Source organism: Variovorax paradoxus (assembly GCF_009498455.1).
GTDB lineage: Bacteria > Pseudomonadota > Gammaproteobacteria > Burkholderiales > Burkholderiaceae_C > Variovorax > Variovorax paradoxus_H.
In genome coordinates, this window is record NZ_CP045644.1 from 1200580 (window position 1) to 1217260 (window position 16681).

At 69.4% G+C, this 16681-nt stretch carries 16 protein-coding genes; 10 read left to right on the forward strand and 6 right to left on the reverse strand.

Going from position 1 to position 16681, the window contains the following annotated elements; all coding sequences use genetic code 11:
• Positions 1-153 precede the first annotated feature (153 nt).
• Together GFK26_RS05380 and GFK26_RS05385 are read left to right on the forward strand one after the other, a co-directional pair.
• A complete protein-coding gene (locus GFK26_RS05380; protein WP_153281099.1) occupies positions 154-1392 on the forward strand; it encodes an ammonium transporter in 1239 nt (412 codons plus the stop codon).
• A 22-nt stretch (positions 1393-1414) separates the two neighbouring features.
• On the forward strand, positions 1415-1717 hold the full coding sequence (locus tag GFK26_RS05385; RefSeq protein ID WP_082549084.1) for a hypothetical protein: 303 nt from the start codon (positions 1415-1417) through the stop codon (positions 1715-1717).
• A gap of 7 nt (positions 1718-1724) precedes the next feature.
• Here GFK26_RS05385 and GFK26_RS05390 read toward each other — a convergent pair whose 3' ends face one another.
• From GFK26_RS05390 to GFK26_RS05405, 4 genes are all read right to left on the reverse strand, one after another.
• The gene (locus GFK26_RS05390) at positions 1725-3398 is read right to left on the reverse strand and encodes a thiamine pyrophosphate-binding protein (RefSeq protein WP_153281100.1); all 1674 of its coding nucleotides are present in this window, start codon (positions 3396-3398) and stop codon (positions 1725-1727) included.
• Positions 3399-3552: 154 nt separating this feature from the next.
• Positions 3553-4770 (reverse strand): pyridoxal phosphate-dependent aminotransferase, encoded by a 1218-nt coding sequence (locus GFK26_RS05395; protein WP_153281101.1) that lies wholly within the window; start codon positions 4768-4770, stop codon positions 3553-3555.
• On the reverse strand, positions 4767-5675 hold the full coding sequence (locus GFK26_RS05400) for an amino acid ABC transporter substrate-binding protein (RefSeq protein WP_153281102.1): 909 nt from the start codon (positions 5673-5675) through the stop codon (positions 4767-4769). The genes GFK26_RS05395 and GFK26_RS05400 overlap by 4 nt, the downstream gene beginning before the upstream one ends.
• A 101-nt stretch (positions 5676-5776) precedes the next feature.
• Positions 5777-7315, reverse strand: a complete 1539-nt coding sequence (locus tag GFK26_RS05405) for an aldehyde dehydrogenase family protein (protein ID WP_153281103.1) — start codon at positions 7313-7315, stop codon at positions 5777-5779.
• Between the two features lie 196 nt (positions 7316-7511).
• On the opposite strand from GFK26_RS05405, the gene GFK26_RS05410 reads away from it, so the two are divergent.
• The gene (locus GFK26_RS05410) at positions 7512-7787 is read left to right on the forward strand and encodes a GIY-YIG nuclease family protein (RefSeq protein WP_153281104.1); all 276 of its coding nucleotides are present in this window, start codon (positions 7512-7514) and stop codon (positions 7785-7787) included.
• 45 nt (positions 7788-7832) lie between these two features.
• Here GFK26_RS05410 and GFK26_RS05415 read toward each other — a convergent pair whose 3' ends face one another.
• Both GFK26_RS05415 and GFK26_RS05420 read right to left on the reverse strand, forming a co-directional pair.
• Positions 7833-9467, reverse strand: coding sequence for a GMC family oxidoreductase (locus GFK26_RS05415; RefSeq protein ID WP_153281105.1), 1635 nt, complete (start codon positions 9465-9467; stop codon positions 7833-7835).
• A 70-nt stretch (positions 9468-9537) separates the two neighbouring features.
• On the reverse strand, positions 9538-11055 hold the full coding sequence (locus tag GFK26_RS05420; RefSeq protein ID WP_153281106.1) for a CoA-acylating methylmalonate-semialdehyde dehydrogenase: 1518 nt from the start codon (positions 11053-11055) through the stop codon (positions 9538-9540).
• A 101-nt stretch (positions 11056-11156) separates the two neighbouring features.
• On the opposite strand from GFK26_RS05420, the gene GFK26_RS05425 reads away from it, so the two are divergent.
• The 7 genes from GFK26_RS05425 to GFK26_RS05455 all read left to right on the forward strand — a co-directional run bounded on the left by GFK26_RS05425 (position 11157) and on the right by GFK26_RS05455 (position 16677).
• Positions 11157-12050, forward strand: a complete 894-nt coding sequence (locus tag GFK26_RS05425; RefSeq protein WP_228121920.1) for a LysR family transcriptional regulator — start codon at positions 11157-11159, stop codon at positions 12048-12050.
• A 132-nt stretch (positions 12051-12182) separates the two neighbouring features.
• A complete protein-coding gene (locus GFK26_RS05430) occupies positions 12183-13355 on the forward strand; it encodes an MlaE family ABC transporter permease (RefSeq protein WP_153281108.1) in 1173 nt (390 codons plus the stop codon).
• The gene (locus tag GFK26_RS05435) at positions 13352-14209 is read left to right on the forward strand and encodes an ABC transporter ATP-binding protein (RefSeq protein WP_153281109.1); all 858 of its coding nucleotides are present in this window, start codon (positions 13352-13354) and stop codon (positions 14207-14209) included. Before GFK26_RS05430 ends, GFK26_RS05435 begins: the two co-directional genes overlap by 4 nt.
• 6 nt (positions 14210-14215) lie before the next feature.
• Positions 14216-15172 carry an MlaD family protein gene (locus GFK26_RS05440; RefSeq protein ID WP_153281110.1) on the forward strand — a complete coding sequence of 319 codons (957 nt, stop codon included), beginning with the start codon at positions 14216-14218 and terminating at the stop codon, positions 15170-15172.
• A gap of 15 nt (positions 15173-15187) precedes the next feature.
• Complete coding sequence (locus GFK26_RS05445; RefSeq protein ID WP_416222542.1) at positions 15188-15886, forward strand: ABC-type transport auxiliary lipoprotein family protein; 699 nt, start codon at positions 15188-15190, stop codon at positions 15884-15886.
• 55 nt (positions 15887-15941) lie between these two features.
• Positions 15942-16163, forward strand: coding sequence for a hypothetical protein (locus GFK26_RS05450; protein WP_056583963.1), 222 nt, complete (start codon positions 15942-15944; stop codon positions 16161-16163).
• 19 nt (positions 16164-16182) lie between these two features.
• Positions 16183-16677: a GFA family protein gene (locus GFK26_RS05455; protein ID WP_153281111.1), complete on the forward strand. Its 495-nt coding sequence runs from the start codon at positions 16183-16185 to the stop codon at positions 16675-16677.
• Positions 16678-16681 lie beyond the last annotated feature (4 nt).

The following is a 16681-nucleotide window of genomic DNA, read 5'->3' on the forward strand; positions in this document are numbered from 1 at the left end:
TGTGCAAGCGCGCACCGCCCCAGTGCATTAGGAATTACCCGCTTCGACTTACTTCCACCCCCCGGTTGGGAAACCAAAGTGTTTCAGGCGGTTAACAAGATGGCATGACTCGTGCACACACGCCTGTGTCCACCACTCCAAGAAGAAACGGTCATGGCCCTGCTGGCACCCCAAGCCTCCCTGAACGCGGCCGACACCGCCTGGATGATGACCTCGACCGCGCTGGTGCTGCTGATGACGCTGCCCGGCATCGCGCTCTTCTACGCCGGCATGGTCCGGCGCAAGAACGTGCTGGCCACGATGGCCGGGGTGGTGGCAATCGCCGCGGTGGTCTCGCTGACCTGGTTCGCGCTCGGCTATTCGCTGGCCTTCACGCCGGGCTGGCCCTGGCTGGGCAACCTCTCGCGCATCGGCTTCTCGGGCTTCGAGTACCTGAAGGACGCCGGCCAGGTGGCCGTGAGCCATGTGGCACCGAACGTGCCCGAGTCGGTCTACGCCATGTTCCAGCTGAGCTTCGCGATCATCACCACCGCGCTCGTGCTCGGCGCTTTTGTCGAGCGCATGCGTTTCTCGGCCCTGCTCTGGTTCGCGCTGCTGTGGAGCGTGCTCGTGTACGCCCCCGTCGCGCACTGGGTGTGGGAGCCGGGCGGCTGGCTCGCGCAGATGGGCGCGCTCGACTTCGCGGGCGGCTCGGTGGTGCACGTCAACGCGGGCATCGCGGGGCTGGTGTGCGCCTATGCGCTCGGGCCGCGCCGGGGCTACGGACGCGAGGCCTTCGAGCCCTACAGCCTGGCGCTCACCATGACTGGCGCGGGCCTGCTGTGGGTGGGCTGGTTCGGCTTCAATGCCGGCTCGGCGGTGGCGGCCGACGGGCGCGCCGGCCTGGCCATGCTGGTGACGCACATCGCGGCGGCGGCCGGCGCCATGAGCTGGATGATCGGCGAATGGATCGTGCGCCGCAGCCCCTCGCTGCTGGGCCTGTGCTCCGGCCTCGTGGCCGGGCTGGTGGCCATCACGCCGGCGGCCGGCTTCGTCACGCCGCTGGCGGCACTGGCCATCGGCGCCATCGCCGGGCTGGCCTGCTACTGGGGCGCCACGGGCCTGAAGCACCTGCTCGGTGCGGACGACTCGCTCGACGTGTTCGGCGTGCACGGCATCGGCGGCATCGTGGGCGCGCTGCTCACCGGCGTGTTCGCCGACCCGCGCATCTCGGGCGCAACGGGCAATGTGCTGACGCAGGCGATCGCCGTCGGCAGCGTGGCGATCTACAGCGCGACGGGCACGGCCATCGTCCTGTTCCTCGTGCATGTGCTGGTCGGATTGCGCGTCGACCCCGAGAGCGAACTCGTGGGCCTCGATCTTGCTCAACACAAGGAACACCTGGGAGCTTGACCCAAAAGACGGAGACCCCGCCATGCCATCCATGTCCGAAAGCGAACGCATCGCCCTCGCCGCCCGCCTGCACGTGGCGCTGCGGCGCAAGCACGGACGCGTGACCGACACCGAATGGATGGCCACCAATGCCGAGTACGCCGCCGAGATCGTGCGCATGACGCGCATCCACGCCGCCGAGACCAAAGACGACGAGCTCGACCAGCTCGCCACGCGGCTCGAGCAGGCCATGGAACCGCTGGCCCGCGCCGCGCGGCTGGCGGCGCGGCAGCCCGACGGCCTGCCGCCCACGCCGCCGCCGCGCTACGTCGGCGGCCTGCGCTGACGACGCTTCAGTTCGCGGCCAACGCCGCCTTGCGGATCGACTGCAGCGTGCTCGCGGGCGTGATCGCCTCCGGGTCCAGCAGGCAATGCAGGATCGCCGGCTTGCCGCTGGCACGGGCTCGCGCCAATGCGGGGCCGAACTCTTCCGTCGTGGTCACGCGCTCGCCGTGCCCGCCGAACACTTCGGCATAGCCGCGGAAGTCGGGGTTCTTCAACTGCGTGGCGCTGATGCGGCCGGGGTAGTGCTTTTCCTGGTGCATGCGGATCGTGCCGTACATGCCGTTGTCCAGCAGCACGACGAGGATCGGCAGGCCGTACTGCACGGCGGTCGCGAACTCCTGGCCGTGCATCATGAAATCGCCGTCGCCCGCGAACACGACCACCTCGCGCTCGGGCCACAGGCGCTTGGCACCGACGCCGGCCGGCAGGCCGTAGCCCATCGAACCGCTGGTCGGTGCGAGCTGGCTGGCGAACGCGCGGAACGGCCAGAAGCGATGCACCCAGGTCGCGAAGTTGCCCGCGCCGTTGCAGAAGATGGTGTCGGCCGGCAGCACCTCGCGCAGGTGCTGCATGACCTCGCCCATCTGCAGCGGGCCGGGAATGCGGATCGCAGCCGGGTCGCTCCAGCGCAGGAAGTCTTCGCGCGCGGTCTTCGTCTCGGCCTGCCAAGTGGGCTGTGAAGCCGGGCGCAGCGCGGACACCGCTTCGGCAAAAGCCTGCGGCGTGGCGTGGATGCCCTGCGCCGGTCGATAGAGCTTGCCGAGCTCGTCGGCATCGGCGTGCACATGCACCAGCGCCTGCTTCGGCTGCGGAATCGCGAACAGCTCATAGCCCTGCGACGGCACCTCCGACAAGCGCCCGCCGACCAGCAGCACGAGGTCCGCATCGCGGATGCGCGCCAGCATGCGCGGGTTCGCGCCGAGCCCCAGGTCGCCCGCGTAGCAGGGGTGCTCGGCGGACATCAGCATCTGGCGGCGGAACGAGCAGTACACGGGCAGCGCATAGGCCTCGGCGAACTGCGCGAACTGCTGCGTCGCGGCCTCGGACCAGCGGCTGCCGCCCAGGATGACGACGGGCCGCTGCGCCTGCGACAGGCGCTGTTGCAGCTCGGCGAGTTGGGCCGCGCCGGGATGCGTTTCGGTGACCGCATACGGCAGCGCATCGGCCACCACGGCGGCTTCGGTCAGCATGTCTTCGGGCAGCGCGATCACCACCGGTCCGGGCCGGCCCGAGGTCGCGACATGGAAGGCGCGCGAGACGAGTTCGGGCACGCGCGCCGGGTCGTCGATCTGCACGACCCACTTGGCCATCGTGCCGAAGACCGCGCCGTAGTCCAGCTCCTGGAAGGCCTCGCGGCCCATCGCATCGCGCGCGACCTGGCCGACGAACAGCAGGAGCGGCGTCGAATCCTGGTGTGCAATGTGCACGCCCGCCGCCGCGTTGGTGGCGCCGGGGCCGCGCGTGACGAAGCAGATGCCGGGCTGGCCCGTGAGCTTGCCCTGCGCCTCGGCCATCATCGCCGCGCCGCCTTCTTGCCGGCACACCGTCACGTCGATCGATGCGTCGTGCAAGGCATCGAGCACGGCAAGAAAGCTTTCGCCGGGCACGCAGAAGAGCTGCTGCACGCCGTGGGTGATGAGCTGGTCGACCAGGATCTGGCCGCCGGTGCGGGAGGAAGTCATGGGGTGTCCAATGTGATGAAGGTCTTGGTATTCGCTCCTTCCCCCTCTGGGGGAAGGCTGGGATGGGGCAAGCGGCGCTGAAACAGCCGACGGCAATGGATACGCCGCGTGCCCCCACCCCTGCCCTCCCCAGCGGGGAGGGAGAAATTCAAAGTCATTCGAGCGCCTCGCAAGCAGCGGCAATCCGCCAACACGCCTCTTCCAGCTGCGCCATCGACGTCGCATACGAGATGCGGAAATACGGCGCCAGCCCGAACACGCTGCCCGGCACCACCGCCACCTCGAACGCCTGCAGCAGGTAGCGGCAGAAGTCGCTGTCGGTCTGCAGCAGCGCGCCAGCGGCGGTGCGCTTGCCGAGCACGCCGGCGCAGCTTGCAAAGGTATAGAAGGCGCCCTCGGGCACGCGGCAATGCAGGCCCGGCGTGCGATTGAGCGCAGCCACGACGAAGTCGCGGCGCTGTTGAAAGGATGCGCAGCGCTCGGCCACGATGCCCTGCGGCCCGGTGAGCGCCTCGATCGCCGCGGCCTGGCTCACCGACGACGGGCACGAGGTCGACTGGCTCTGCACCACGGCCATCGCCGCGATCAACGCGCGCGGCCCGGCGCCGTAGCCCACGCGCCAGCCCGTCATCGCATAGGCCTTCGACACGCCGTTCACCGTGAGCGTGCGATCTCTCAGCCTTGGCTCGACGGCCACCGGCGTCGCGAACGCGAGGCCGTCGTAGAGGATGTGTTCGTAGATGTCGTCCGCCAGCACCCACACGCCCGGGTGCTCAAGCAGCACGTCGGTGATCGGCTTCAGCTGCGCGGCGCTGTAGGCCGCGCCGCTCGGGTTCGACGGCGAGTTCAAAAAGAGCCAGCGCGTGCGCGGCGTGATGGCCGCCTGCAGCTGCGCCGCCGTCAGCCGAAAGCCGTTCTCCTCGCCGCACGCCACCGACACCGGCACGCCGCCGCAGATCTGCACGATGTCCGCGTACGAGGTCCAGTACGGCGCGGGCAGGATCACTTCGTCGCCCGGGTTCAGGCTCGCCATCAGCGCATTGAAGATCACCTGCTTGGCGCCCGCGCTCACGCTGATCTCGTCGAGCGCAAAGTCCAGCGCGTTGTCGCGCTTGAACTTCAGCTGCACGGCCGCCTTCATCGCCGGGCTGCCGTCGAGCACGGTGTAGCGCGTGTCGCCGCGCGCAATCGCCTGCGAGGCCGCGTGCCGGATGTTCTCGGGCGTGTCGAAGTCGGGCTCGCCGGCCCCCAGCACGATCACCGGGCGGCCGGCGCGCTTGAGCGCCTGCGCGTGGTCGGTGATGCGCAGGATCTCCGAGACGTGGATGGCGCGCACGCGTTGCGCCGGCGAGAACACGGCGGCGTCTGTCACTTGGCGTAGGCTTCCAGCGGCTTGTCGTTGGGTTCGAGCATCAGCTGCTTGAGCACGGGGCTCATCGGCAGGTTGAGGCTGGTGTTCTTCGGGGGAATCGCGGCCACGAACCACTTGGTGTAGAGCTTCTCGAGCTCGCCGCTCTTCATGAGCTTGCGCAGTGCGCCGTCCACCGCGGCCTTGAAGGCCGGGTCGTCCTTGCGGAACAGCAGCGCGATCGGCTCCGACCCCAGCGCTTCGCCGGTGATGCGATACGCCGCGGGGCTCTTCGAGTTCGCGATGATGCCGGCGAGCAGGTTGTCGTCGAGCACGAAGGCGTCGGCGCGGCCCGACTCCATCAGCAGGAAGCTCTCCAGGTGGTCCTTGCCGAGCAAGGTGTTGTACGAGACGTTCTGCGCACGCTCGCGCTTGCGCAGCAGCTGCACGGCGGTGGTGCCGCTCGACGCCGACACGTTGCGCCCCGCGAGCTGGTCGAGCGTGGTGATGCCCGAGTCGACCCGCGACGCCATGCGCACCTCGCTCACGTAGGTGGTGAGCGCGAAGGCCACCTGCTGCTGGCGCGCGGTGTTGTTGGTGGTCGGGCCGCAGCCGATGTCGAGCGTGCCGTTCTGCATCAGCGCGATGGTGTTCTGCGCGGTCACGGCCATGTACTCGAGCCTGGCGTCGGGCGCGATGTCTTTCAGCACGCGCTCGCAGAGTTCGACGTGGTAGCCCACGTACTTGTCGCCCGCGCCCAGCATGTAGGCCATGGGCGGCGACGCCTCGCGCACGCCGAGCACGACCTTGCCGCTGGTCTTGATCTTGTCGAGCGTGCCGCCGGTCGGGGCCTGCTGCGCGGTGGCTGTGGTGCCGAAGGCGAGCGCGAGCAGCGCGGCGGTGACGAGGGTCTTCAGTTGCATCTTCATCTTTTCTGTCTCCTGGTGGTTTTCTTTGGGGGGATGCGCGCGACCACTGCCCTGCCGCTGCAGCGAGGTGCTGCGCGGCGAGAACAACAGGCCGGGGTGGGTCAGTCGCCGATGTCGAAGGTCACGCCCTGGGCAAGAGGCAATGTCGTCGAGTAGTTGATGGTGTTGGTCGCGCGGCGCATGTACGCCTTCCAGCTGTCCGAGCCGGCTTCGCGCCCGCCGCCGGTTTCCTTCTCGCCGCCGAAGGCGCCGCCGATCTCGGCACCGCTCGGGCCGATGTTGACGTTGGCGATGCCGCAGTCCGAACCCGCGCTGGACATGAAGCGCTCGGCCTCGCGCACGTTGAGCGTGAAGATCGACGACGACAGGCCCGCGCCCACCGCGTTGTGCCATTCGATCGCCTCGTCGAGCGTGCGGTAGCGCACCACGTAGAGGATGGGCGCGAAGGTTTCGCGCAGCACCGGGCCGTCGTGCGACTTCAGCTCGACCAGCGCGGGGCGCACGTAGCAGGCGTCGGGCGTGCCGATGCCGTCGACGCGCTGGCCGCCGTGCACCGTCGCGCCGATCTCGCGGCTTTCGTTCAAGGCCTTCTGCATGCCGTCGAAGGCCGCGCGATCGATCAGCGGACCGACCAGCGTGCCGGCCTCGCGCGGATCGCCCACCTGCACGTTGCCGTAGACCTTCACGAGCTGGGGCACCAGCTGGTCGTACACGCTGTCGTGCACGAACAGGCGTCGCAGCGTGGTGCAGCGCTGGCCGGCCGTGCCCATGGCCGCGAACGCGATGCCGCGCAGCGTGAGATCGAGGTCGGCCGAGGGCGTGACGATGGCGGCGTTGTTGCCGCCCAGTTCAAGAATGGCGCGGGCAAAGCGCGCAGCGAGCTTCGGCCCGACCTGCCGGCCCATCGCGGTGGAACCCGTGGCAGAGAGGATCGGCACGCGGTGGTCGTCCACCAGCACCTCGCCGATGTCGCGCTGGCCCAGCAGCAGGCCGAGCAGCCCTTCAGGGGCATCGCCGAAGCGGGCGATGGCGCGCTGCGCGATGGCGTGCACGGCCAGTGCGGTGAGCGGTGTTTTTTCCGAAGGCTTCCACACCACCGAATCGCCGCACACCAGTGCGAGCGCCGCGTTCCACGACCACACGGCCACGGGGAAGTTGAAGGCCGAAATCACGCCGCACACGCCCAGCGGGTGCCAGGTTTCCATCATCCGGTGCTCGGCGCGCTCGGTGGCCAGCGTGAGGCCGTAGAGCTGGCGCGAGAGGCCGACCGCGAAGTCGCCGATGTCGATCATTTCCTGCACCTCGCCCGCGCCTTCGGACGGGATCTTGCCGGCCTCCAGCGTGACGAGGCGACCCAGGTCGACCTTGGCGGCGCGCAGTTCTTCGCCCAGCAAACGCACCAGTTCGCCGCGGCGCGGCGCCGGCACCAGGCGCCAGGCCTTGAAGGCCTCGTGCGCGCGGCCGATGGCGCCGGTGGCTTCGACGGCCGTGGTCTGCGGCACCTGCGCGATCACCTCGCCGCTGACCGGCGAGCGCACCGTCAACTCGCCGCCGGTGTGGGCCGAGCGCGGCACGCCCAGGCGCTGCAGCAGTTGCTCGACTTCGGCGGGAACGCTGTCGGGGGTCTGGGCTTCAGGCATGGGCGCTCCAGGGGAAGAGAGGCAGAACAAGTGGAAGGGCGAACCCGGCCAATATGTGCGAAACCCGCGCCGTTGGCTAATGAAAAATTGGAAGGACTTGGTGCGTTTGGCGAATGAACTCCGGGCCAGCACCTTCGTTCAACGCACCATTCAAGACCGTCCGGGAGCCCCTGCGGGCCACCCGCACAATCGGACCGTGCCCCGAACCTTGCCCGATCCCTCGCCGCCGCAACCCTACTGGCTCTACCTGCTCGAATGCGAGGGCGGCGTGTACTACGCGGGCATCGCCCTCGACGTGGAGCAACGCTTCTTCCAGCATGTCTTCGGACTCGGGGCCAAGTTCACGCGAGCGCGTCCGCCGCAGCGCGTGCTGGCGGCGCGCCAGTACCCCGACAGGGGTGCCGCGCTGCGGGCGGAGATCGCGCTCAAGGCGCTGCCTCGCGCACGCAAGCTGGCGTTCTTCGACCGGTAGGCGCTCTGCCGACGGGCCCGCCCGCGCCGCGCCGCTGAGGCCGGCTCAGCGGTGGCGGTTGTCTTCGAGGATCCAGCCCGCCGCCTTCTCCGCCATCATCAGCGTGGGGCTGTTGGTGTTGCCGCTCGTGATGGTGGGCATCGCGCCCGCATCGACCACGCGCAGGCCATGCACGCCGCGCACGCGCAGGCGCGCGTCGAGCACCGCCATCGGGTCGCCGTCGGCGCCCATCTTGGTGGTGCCGACCGGGTGGAAGATGGTGGTGGCGATGTCGCCGGCCAGCCGCGCGAGGTCTTCGTCGGTCTGGTACTGCACGCCGGGCTTCCACTCTTGCGGCTTGTACTTCGCGAGCGCGGGCTGCTGCGCGATGCGGCGCGTCACGCGCAGCGAATCGGCCGCGACCTTGCGGTCTTCCTCGGTGCTCAGGTAGTTCGGCGCGATGGCGGGCGCGTCTTCGAAGCGCGCGCTCTTGATGCGCACCGAGCCCCGGCTCGTCGGGTTCAGGTTGCACACGCTCGCGGTGAAGGCAGGGAAGCTGTGCAGCGGCTCGCCGAAGGCGTCGAGCGACAGCGGCTGCACGTGGTACTGGATATTGGGCCACTCGCGGTCGGGCGAGCTGCGCGTGAACGCGCCCAGCTGCGACGGCGCCATGCTCATCGGGCCGCTGCGTTTCATCAGATATTCGAGGCCGATCTTCGCCTTGCCGACCATCGACGAAGCCAGCACATTGAGCGTGGGCGCGCCCTCGATCTTGTAGACCGCGCGGATCTGCAGGTGGTCCTGCAGGTTGGCGCCGACGCCGGGCGCGTCGACCGCCACGTCGATGCCGTGCTGGCGCAGCAGTTCGGCCGGGCCGACGCCCGACAGCTGCAGGATCTGCGGCGAGCCAATGGCGCCCGCGCTGAGGATCACTTCGCACTCGGCGTGCGCGGTGGTCATCTCGGTGCCGTCCCACACCTGCGCGCCGGTGCAGCGTTTCGTGCCGTCGGGCAGCGTCTCGAACAGCAGGCGCGACACCTGCGCGCCGGTCCACAGCTCGAAGTTGGGGCGGCCGTAGCAGGTGGGCCGCAGGAAGGCCTTGGCGGTGTTCCAGCGCCAGCCGTTCTTCTGGTTGACCTGGAAGTAGCCCACGCCTTCGTTGCTGCCGCGGTTGAAGTCGGTGGTGTGCGGCACGCCGGCCTGCACGGCCGCGTCGGCAAACGCGTCGAGGATGTCCCAGCGCAGCCGTTGCTTCTCGACACGCCACTCGCCACCCGCGCCGTGCATCTCGTCGGCGCCGAGGTAGAAGTCTTCGTGCTTGCGAAAGGCCGGCAGCACGTTCTCCCAGCGCCAGCCCTCGTCGCCCGTGAGAGACGCCCACTGGTCGTAGTCGCGCGACTGGCCGCGCATGTAGATCATGCCGTTGATGCTGGAGCAGCCGCCCAGCGTCTTGCCGCGCGGATAGCGCAGCGTGCGGCCGTTGAGGCCCGCGTCGGGCTCGGTGTTGTAGAGCCAGTCGGTGCGCGGGTTGCCGATGCAGTACAGGTAACCCACCGGAATGTGGATCCAGTGGTAGTCGTCCTTGCGGCCGGCCTCGATGAGCAGCACGCGCCTGGTCTTGTCGGCGCTCAGGCGGTTGGCGATGAGCGAGCCCGCGGTGCCGGCGCCGATGATGATGTAGTCGAAGGTGGTGTCGCTCATGGCGGCTGGCTTTTGTCTCTCGTTGTTCTTCGGATGGGAAGCGCCGCGCGTGCGGCGCCCCCTTTTACCTTTACTTCGCGGTCGGCATCACGAACTCGGCGCCCTTGCCGATGCTTTCGGGCCAGCGCTGCATGATCGACTTCTGCTTCGTATAGAAGCGCACGCCCTCTTCGCCATAGGCGTGCATGTCGCCGAACAGGCTCTTCTTCCAGCCGCCGAAGCCATGCCACGCCATCGGCACCGGGATCGGCACGTTGATGCCGACCATGCCGACCTGGATGCGGCGGCCGAATTCGCGGGCCACGTTGCCGTCGCGCGTGAAGCAGCTCACGCCGTTGCCGAACTCGTGCGCGTTGATGAGATCCACCGCTTCCTTGAAGGTCGCGACGCGCAGGCAGCCCAGCACGGGGCCGAAGATTTCTTCCTTGTAGATGCGCATCTCGGGCGTGACGTGGTCGAACAGCGTGCCGCCCATCCAGAAGCCATCGCCGCAGCCTTCGCCGGCGACGTTGCCGTCGAACTTGCGGCCGTCGACCAGCAGCGTCGCGCCTTCCTTCTCGCCCAGGTCGATGTAGCCGGTGATGCGTTCATGCGCGGCGCGCGTGACGATCGGGCCCATCTCGGCCGCGAGGTTCGTGCCGTTGAGCACCTTCAGCGTCTTCGTGCGCTCGATGAGCTTGGGCAGCAGCCGGTCGGCCACGTCGCCCACCAGCACCGCGACGCTGATCGCCATGCAGCGCTCGCCGGCCGAGCCGTAGCCGGCGCCGATGAGGGCGTCGACCGCCTGGTCGATGTCGGCGTCGGGCATGACCACCATGTGGTTCTTCGCGCCGCCCAGCGCCTGCACGCGCTTGCCGTGGCGGGCGCCGGTTTCGTAGATGTAGTTGGCAATGGGCGTGGAGCCCACGAAGCTGATCGCCTTGACGTCGGGGTGCTCCAGCAGCGCATCGACCGCGACCTTGTCGCCCTGCACCACGTTGAACACGCCGTCGGGCAGGCCGGCCTGCTTGAGCAGCTCGGCCATGAAGAGCGACGCGCTCGGGTCGGTCGGGCTGGGCTTGAGCACGAAGGTGTTGCCCGCGGCAATGGCCACCGGGAACATCCACATCGGCACCATCACCGGGAAGTTGAAGGGCGTGATGCCCGCGACCACGCCCAGCGGCTGGCGCAAGGTCCAGTTGTCGATGCCGGTGCTCACTTGGTCGGTGAAGTCGCCCTTGAGCAGCTGCGGAATGCCGCACGCGAACTCGACGATGTCGATGCCGCGGCTCACTTCGCCCTGCGCGTCGGTGAAGACCTTGCCGTGCTCGGCGGTGATGAGGTGGGCGAGTTCGTCCTTGTGCTGATTGAGCAGCTCCAGGAACTTGAACATCACGCGGGCCCGGCGAATGGGCGGCGTGTCGGCCCAGGCCGGGAACGCGGCCTGCGCCGCGGCCACGGCGGCCGACACCTGCGCGGCGTCGGCGAGGCCGACCTTGCCGGTGACGGCGCCGGTGGCGGGGTTGGTCACGTCCTGCGTGCGGCCGGAGGTGTTGGCGGCGGGGGCGCCGGCGATGTGGTGGTCGATATTTCGGGTGCTGATGGACATGTTCGGGTCTCCTGAAGGCAATTTGGCCCGCTCCACGCAGAGAAAGCCAATGAATTCGCGTCGATGGCGCTATAAATCCGTCTTATATGACTGTGCCATCGATGGACCTCCAGATTCTGCGCGCCTTCGTCCTGGCGGCGCGCGAGGGCAACGTCTCGCGCGCCGCCGAAAAGCTGCACCTCACGCAGCCCGCGGTGAGCCTGCAGCTCAAGCGCTTCGCCGAAGAAACGGGGCTGGCGCTGTTCACGCGCACGCCGCACGGGCTGGCGCTCACGGCCGACGGCGCGGCGATGCTGCCGCAGGCCGAGCGCGTGCTGGCGGCCGTGGGCGATCTGCAGCAGGCCGCGCGCAACCTGCAGGTCACGGTGCGCGGGGCGTTGCGCATCGGCACCATCCTCGACCCCGAGTTCACGCGGCTGGGCGTGTTCCTGCGCGAACTGGTCGAGGCCGCGCCGCAGATCGAGACCGAGCTGCGCCATGGCATGAGCGGCAGCGTGCTGGCGCAGGTGCTGCGCGGCGAGCTCGACGTGGGCTTTCACCTCGACCCCGGTGACGAACCCGACGACGCCGCGCCGGCGCCGCTCGCGGTGCGCACGCTCACCCGCTTCAGCTACCGCGTGGTCGCCCCAGCCGGCTGGGGCCCGCAGGTGCTCGGGCGCGACTGGAAGGCGCTGGCCGCCCTGCCCTGGCTGGCCACGCCGCCCGAGTCGGCGCACCACCGGCTGCTGGAGCGCGTGTTCGGCCCGCTCGGCCTGGCGCCCCGGCGCGTGGCGCTGGTCGACCAGGAGGCCTCGATGCTCGACCTGCTGAAGTCGGGCGTGGGCCTGAGCCTGGTGCGCGACTCGATCGCGATCCGCGAAAGCCAGGCCCACGGCCTCGTGCTGGCCGACCGCGTGCGGCTCGATTGCGCGCTGCGTTTCGTCTCGCTGGCCGCGCGCCGCGACGAGCCCGTGATCGCCAGCGCATGGAACGCGCTGGCCCGGGCCTGGAGCTGAAGGGTTCCTGAAAAACGGCGTCTGGCCCTACGCAAACGAAGGGCCGGACGCACACAAGCTGCGGATGCACGCGGTTACGATGCGCCGTCTCACCTGCATCCTTTGTTAACAAACCGCCTCACTCGCCCGCCCATGGTCTCCACCCCGTCGTCTGCCGACCTGCCCGCCATCGACGACGCCTCTGCGCCGCCGCGCGCGCGCACGCACGATGCCGACGGCCGCAGCTGGGCCGTGGCCAGCGGCTGCTGGACCACGCTGGCGATGTCGACGCGGCCGGCCTGGGAGGCGGTGGCCAAGGACCTCGCGGCGCTGCCGCCCACCGACGACCGCGCCTGGGACCTGCGCCCCATCGGCCAGCTCGACCACATCGGCGCGCAGCTGCTGTGGGACCACTGGCGCCACGACTGGCCGGCCACGCTCGAGCTGACGCCGCAGCACCAGGCGGTACTCGACCAGGTGGCGAAGTTCACGGTGGCCACGCCCGACGAGCCGCCGAAATCGCTGAGCGACCGGTTGCGCGAACTCGCCCACCAAGGTCCGCGCGCGATGGTGGTGCTGCGCGACTTCGTGGGCCTCATCGGCCAGCTCGCGCTCGACCTGTGCACGCTGGCGCGCGCGCCGCACCGCGCGCCGTGGCGCGACTTCTCGGGCCACCTTTATCAGTTCGGCGCCACGGCGCTGCACATCACGGCGCTGGTCGGCCTGCTCATCGGCGTGGTGCTGGCCTACCTGATCTCGCAGCAGCTGCGCAACTACGGCGCCGAGACCTTCGTGGTGAACATCCTCGGGCTGTCGCTGATCCGCGAACTCGGGCCGGTGCTGGCCGCCGTGCTCATTGCAGGCCGCTCGGGTTCGGCGATCACGGCGCAGATCGGCGTGATGCGCGTCACCGAAGAACTCGACGCCATGCGCGTGATGGGCATCCCGCACGGCTTCCGCCTCGTGATGCCGCGCGTGCTGGCGCTGGCCATCGCGATGCCGCTGATCAGCCTGTGGACCTCGATGGCGGCGCTGGCCGGCGGCATGCTCGCGGCCGACGCCGCGCTCGGCATTTCGCCGGCGTATTTCCTGTCGGCGCTGCCGCGCGCGGTGCCCATTGCCAACCTCTGGCTGGCCCTGGCCAAGTCGGCGGTGTTCGGCGTGCTGATCGCGCTGATCGGCTGCTACTTCGGCATGAAGGTCAAGCCCAACACCGAGAGCCTGGGGCGCGGCACCACGTCGTCGGTCGTGACCTCGATCACTGCCGTGATCCTGGTCGATGCGCTCTTCGCCGTGCTCTTCAAGGGCATAGGATTCCGCGGATGAACGCCGCCACGACATCCCCGCCCGGCACCGTGGTCGACATCCGCAAGCTCTGGACCGTGTTCAAGAGCCCGGACGGCGAGCAGGTGGTGCACCGCGACCTCGACCTGCACCTCGACCGCGGCGAAGTGCTGTCGCTGGTCGGCGGCTCGGGCACCGGCAAGACGGTGCTGCTGCGGCAGATTCTCGGGCTGCAGAAACCCACGAAGGGCACGGTCGAGGTGCTGGGCCGGGCGCCGGGTGAACTCAGCGCGGCCGGCGCGGCCAACGTGGGCATGCTGTTCCAGCACGGCGCGCTGTTCTCGGCCTTCAGCGTGCTGGAGAACATCGCCTTTCCGCTGCGCGAACTCAAGCTGCTGCCCGACGAGCTGATTCGCCATGCCGCGCTCGTGAAGCTGCAGATGGTGGGGCTGGAGCCGCAGCATGCGAACAAGAGCCCGTCGGATCTGTCGGGCGGCATGATCAAGCGCGTGGCGCTGGCGCGCGCGCTCATCATGGACCCGCCGCTGCTGCTGCTCGACGAGCCCACGGCCGGCCTCGATCCCGAAGCGTCCGACAGTTTCTGCGACCTGCTGCGCGGCCTGCACCGCGAGCTGGGCCTGACGGTCGTGATGGTCACGCACGACCTGGACACCCTGTTCGACCTGAGCACCCGCATCGCGGTGCTGGCCGACCACCAGGTGATCGTGAGCGGCACGGCGCGCGAAGTCATCGCCTATCCGCATCCGTTCATCCACGAATACTTTCTCGGCGGGCGCGGCCAGCGCGCCCTGGAGGCGCTGCACGACAAGCCCGCCGCCGGCAAAGAAGAACCACCCGCGCCGCGGCCCGAGGCCGCGCGCGCTGAAGAAAGGTAGGTCCCCATGGAAAACAAGGCCCACGCCCTCGCCGCCGGCGCCTTCGTGCTCGGCCTGATCGCCGCGCTCGTCGCGCTGGTGGTCTGGTTCACGCGCGACAACACCGTGCGCAACGTGTACGAACTCTCCACCCGCGATGCCGTGAGCGGCCTGCAGCCGCAGGCCCAAGTGCGCTACCGCGGCATCTCGGTCGGCAAGGTGACCTCGATCGACTTCGACCCCAAAACCAAGGGCAACGTGCGTGTGCGCATCACGGTCGACGAGCGCGTGCCGCTCACCACGTCGAGCTTTGCCACGCTGAGCTACCAGGGCGTGACCGGCCTGGCCTTCATCGCGCTGGACGACGAAGGCGAATCGACCGTCGCGCTCAAGCCGAACAACGACAACCCGCCGCGCATTCCGCTCAAGCCGTCGATGCTCGCGAAGCTGCAGGACCGCGGCGAGGAAATCATCGACCAGGTCGAAGAAGTGACCAAGCGCGCCAACGCGCTGCTGGCCGACGCCAACCAGAAGCGCGTGGCCGATGCGCTGGAGAACATCGCGGCCGCCTCGGCCAGCGCCAACACGCTGCTCAAGCAGCTCGACAACACCGTGAAGACCGGCCTGAACCCGACGCTCGCCGCCATGCCCGAGACGCTGTCGACGGTGAAGAAAGCGGCCGGCGACGTCTCGCGCGTGGCCAACAACTTCAACACCACCGTGGGCAAACTCAACGCGCCCGACGGCCCGGTCGAGCGCCTGAGCGACGGCACCAAGGCGCTGGCGCAGGCGGTCGATTCGTTCAACGCCGCCACCTTGCCGCGCGTGAACCGCGTGGCCGACGACACCGCGCATGCGGTGCGCCGCCTGGGCCGCGCGGCCGACAGCATCAACGACAACCCGCAATCGCTGCTGTTCGGCAACGGCGGCGCGGTCGCGGGTCCGGGCGAGCCCGGCTTCGTTGCGCCCGCCGCACGCCGTTGACCGGGAGCCCACACCATGCGCATGAAGACCACCACCCTCCACGCCCTCGCCAGCCTCGGCTGTGCCCTGCTGCTCGCCGGCTGCGGCATGCTGCCCGACAAGCCGGCGCGCGCCACGCTGTACGACTTCGGCCCCGGCCTTTCTGCGCCTGCCGCTGCCGCTGCCGCCGCGCCGACGACCGCACTGCCTGCGCTGTCCCTTGCCGAGTTCGACAGCAACACGCGCCTGGACGGCACGCAGATCCTGTACCGCATGGGCTATGCCGACGCCAACGAACTGCGCCCCTACGGCCAGTCGCGCTGGAGCCTGCCGCCCGCGCAGCTGCTGCGCCAGCGGCTGCGCGACACGCTGGCCGAACGCCGCACCGTGCTCGGCCCCGAAGAAAGCGCGACGCTCGCGCGCACCGAGGGCATCGTGCCCGACACGCTGCGCATTTCGCTTGACGAGTTCAGCCACTACTTCGATGCGCCGGCCAGCAGCACGGGCCTGGTGCGCCTGCGCGCCACGCTGGTCCGCAGCGCCACCGGCGGCGACCGCGTGATGGGCCAGCGGACCTTCACGGTGCGCCGCCCCGCCGCCAGCGCCGACGCGCCCGGCGGCGTGAAGGCGCTTATCGCGGCGAGCGACGCGGCCATGGCCGAAGTCGTGCAATGGGTCGACCAGTTGCAGCAGCAACAACCGCCGCAGCCGCGTGCGGCGCCGGCGCGGCGCTGAGCGACCGCCGTTTTTTATTTCTGTTCTTGCCAACCACCTCGAGGAGACCCGCCCCATGAACGCAACGCGCATCGTCGGCATCCTGTTGATCGTCGCCGGCATCGCCGGGCTCGGCATCGGCGGCTTCAGCTTCACCAAGGAAACCCACCAGGCCAAGCTGGGCCCGCTGGAGTTCTCGGTGAAGGAAAAACAGAACGTCAACATCCCCTCCTGGGCCGGCGTGGCGGCGATCGTGGTGGGCGGCGCGCTGGTGCTGCTGGGTGGCAAGAAGGGCTGAGCGCTCGCCGACCACGGTCATGGCCGACGCCTTCGTGCCGCTCGAAGGCGGCTGCACCTGCCGGCAGGTGCGCTACCGCCTGAACGCCCCGCCGCTCTTCGTGCACTGCTGCCACTGCCGCTGGTGCCAGCGCGAGACGGGGTCGTCTTTTGCACTCAATGCGCTGATCGAACCGCAACACGTGCAGGTGCTGCAGGGCACGGTCGATCGCGTGCTCACGCCGTCGGCCAGCGGACGCGGACAGACGTACGCGCGCTGCCCCACCTGCCACGTCGCGCTGTGGAGCCACTACGCTGGCGCCGGCGACGCCGTGAGCTTCATCCGCGTGGGCACGCTCGACACGCCCGACATGTTGCCGCCGGACCTGCACATCTTCACGATGTCGAAGCAGCCGTGGGTGGCGCTGCCGCCGGGCGCGCCCGCCGTGCCTGAGTACTACGACCGCAAGGATCACTGGCCCGCCGAGAGCCTCGCGCGCTGGCGCGTGCTGCGCGAGAAGCTGCGGGCCGGCTGACGGC

Bases quoted from the DNA above. Each gene is read 5' to 3' on its own strand.
- GFK26_RS05420 (WP_153281106.1), bottom strand. From the start codon at position 11,055: ATGTCCATCAGCACCCGAAATATCGACCACCACATCGCCGGCGCCCCC.
- GFK26_RS05450 (WP_056583963.1), top strand. From the start codon at position 15,942: ATGAACGCAACGCGCATCGTCGGCATCCTGTTGATCGTCGCCGGCATC.
- GFK26_RS05455 (WP_153281111.1), top strand. From the start codon at position 16,183: ATGGCCGACGCCTTCGTGCCGCTCGAAGGCGGCTGCACCTGCCGGCAG.
- GFK26_RS05415 (WP_153281105.1), bottom strand. From the start codon at position 9,467: ATGAGCGACACCACCTTCGACTACATCATCATCGGCGCCGGCACCGCG.
- GFK26_RS05385 (WP_082549084.1), top strand. From the start codon at position 1,415: ATGCCATCCATGTCCGAAAGCGAACGCATCGCCCTCGCCGCCCGCCTG.
- GFK26_RS05425 (WP_228121920.1), top strand. From the start codon at position 11,157: ATGGACCTCCAGATTCTGCGCGCCTTCGTCCTGGCGGCGCGCGAGGGC.
- GFK26_RS05380 (WP_153281099.1), top strand. From the start codon at position 154: ATGGCCCTGCTGGCACCCCAAGCCTCCCTGAACGCGGCCGACACCGCC.
- GFK26_RS05435 (WP_153281109.1), top strand. From the start codon at position 13,352: ATGAACGCCGCCACGACATCCCCGCCCGGCACCGTGGTCGACATCCGC.
- GFK26_RS05445 (WP_416222542.1), top strand. From the start codon at position 15,188: ATGCGCATGAAGACCACCACCCTCCACGCCCTCGCCAGCCTCGGCTGT.
- GFK26_RS05430 (WP_153281108.1), top strand. From the start codon at position 12,183: ATGGTCTCCACCCCGTCGTCTGCCGACCTGCCCGCCATCGACGACGCC.
- GFK26_RS05400 (WP_153281102.1), bottom strand. From the start codon at position 5,675: ATGAAGATGCAACTGAAGACCCTCGTCACCGCCGCGCTGCTCGCGCTC.
- GFK26_RS05405 (WP_153281103.1), bottom strand. From the start codon at position 7,315: ATGCCTGAAGCCCAGACCCCCGACAGCGTTCCCGCCGAAGTCGAGCAA.
- GFK26_RS05440 (WP_153281110.1), top strand. From the start codon at position 14,216: ATGGAAAACAAGGCCCACGCCCTCGCCGCCGGCGCCTTCGTGCTCGGC.
- GFK26_RS05390 (WP_153281100.1), bottom strand. From the start codon at position 3,398: ATGACTTCCTCCCGCACCGGCGGCCAGATCCTGGTCGACCAGCTCATC.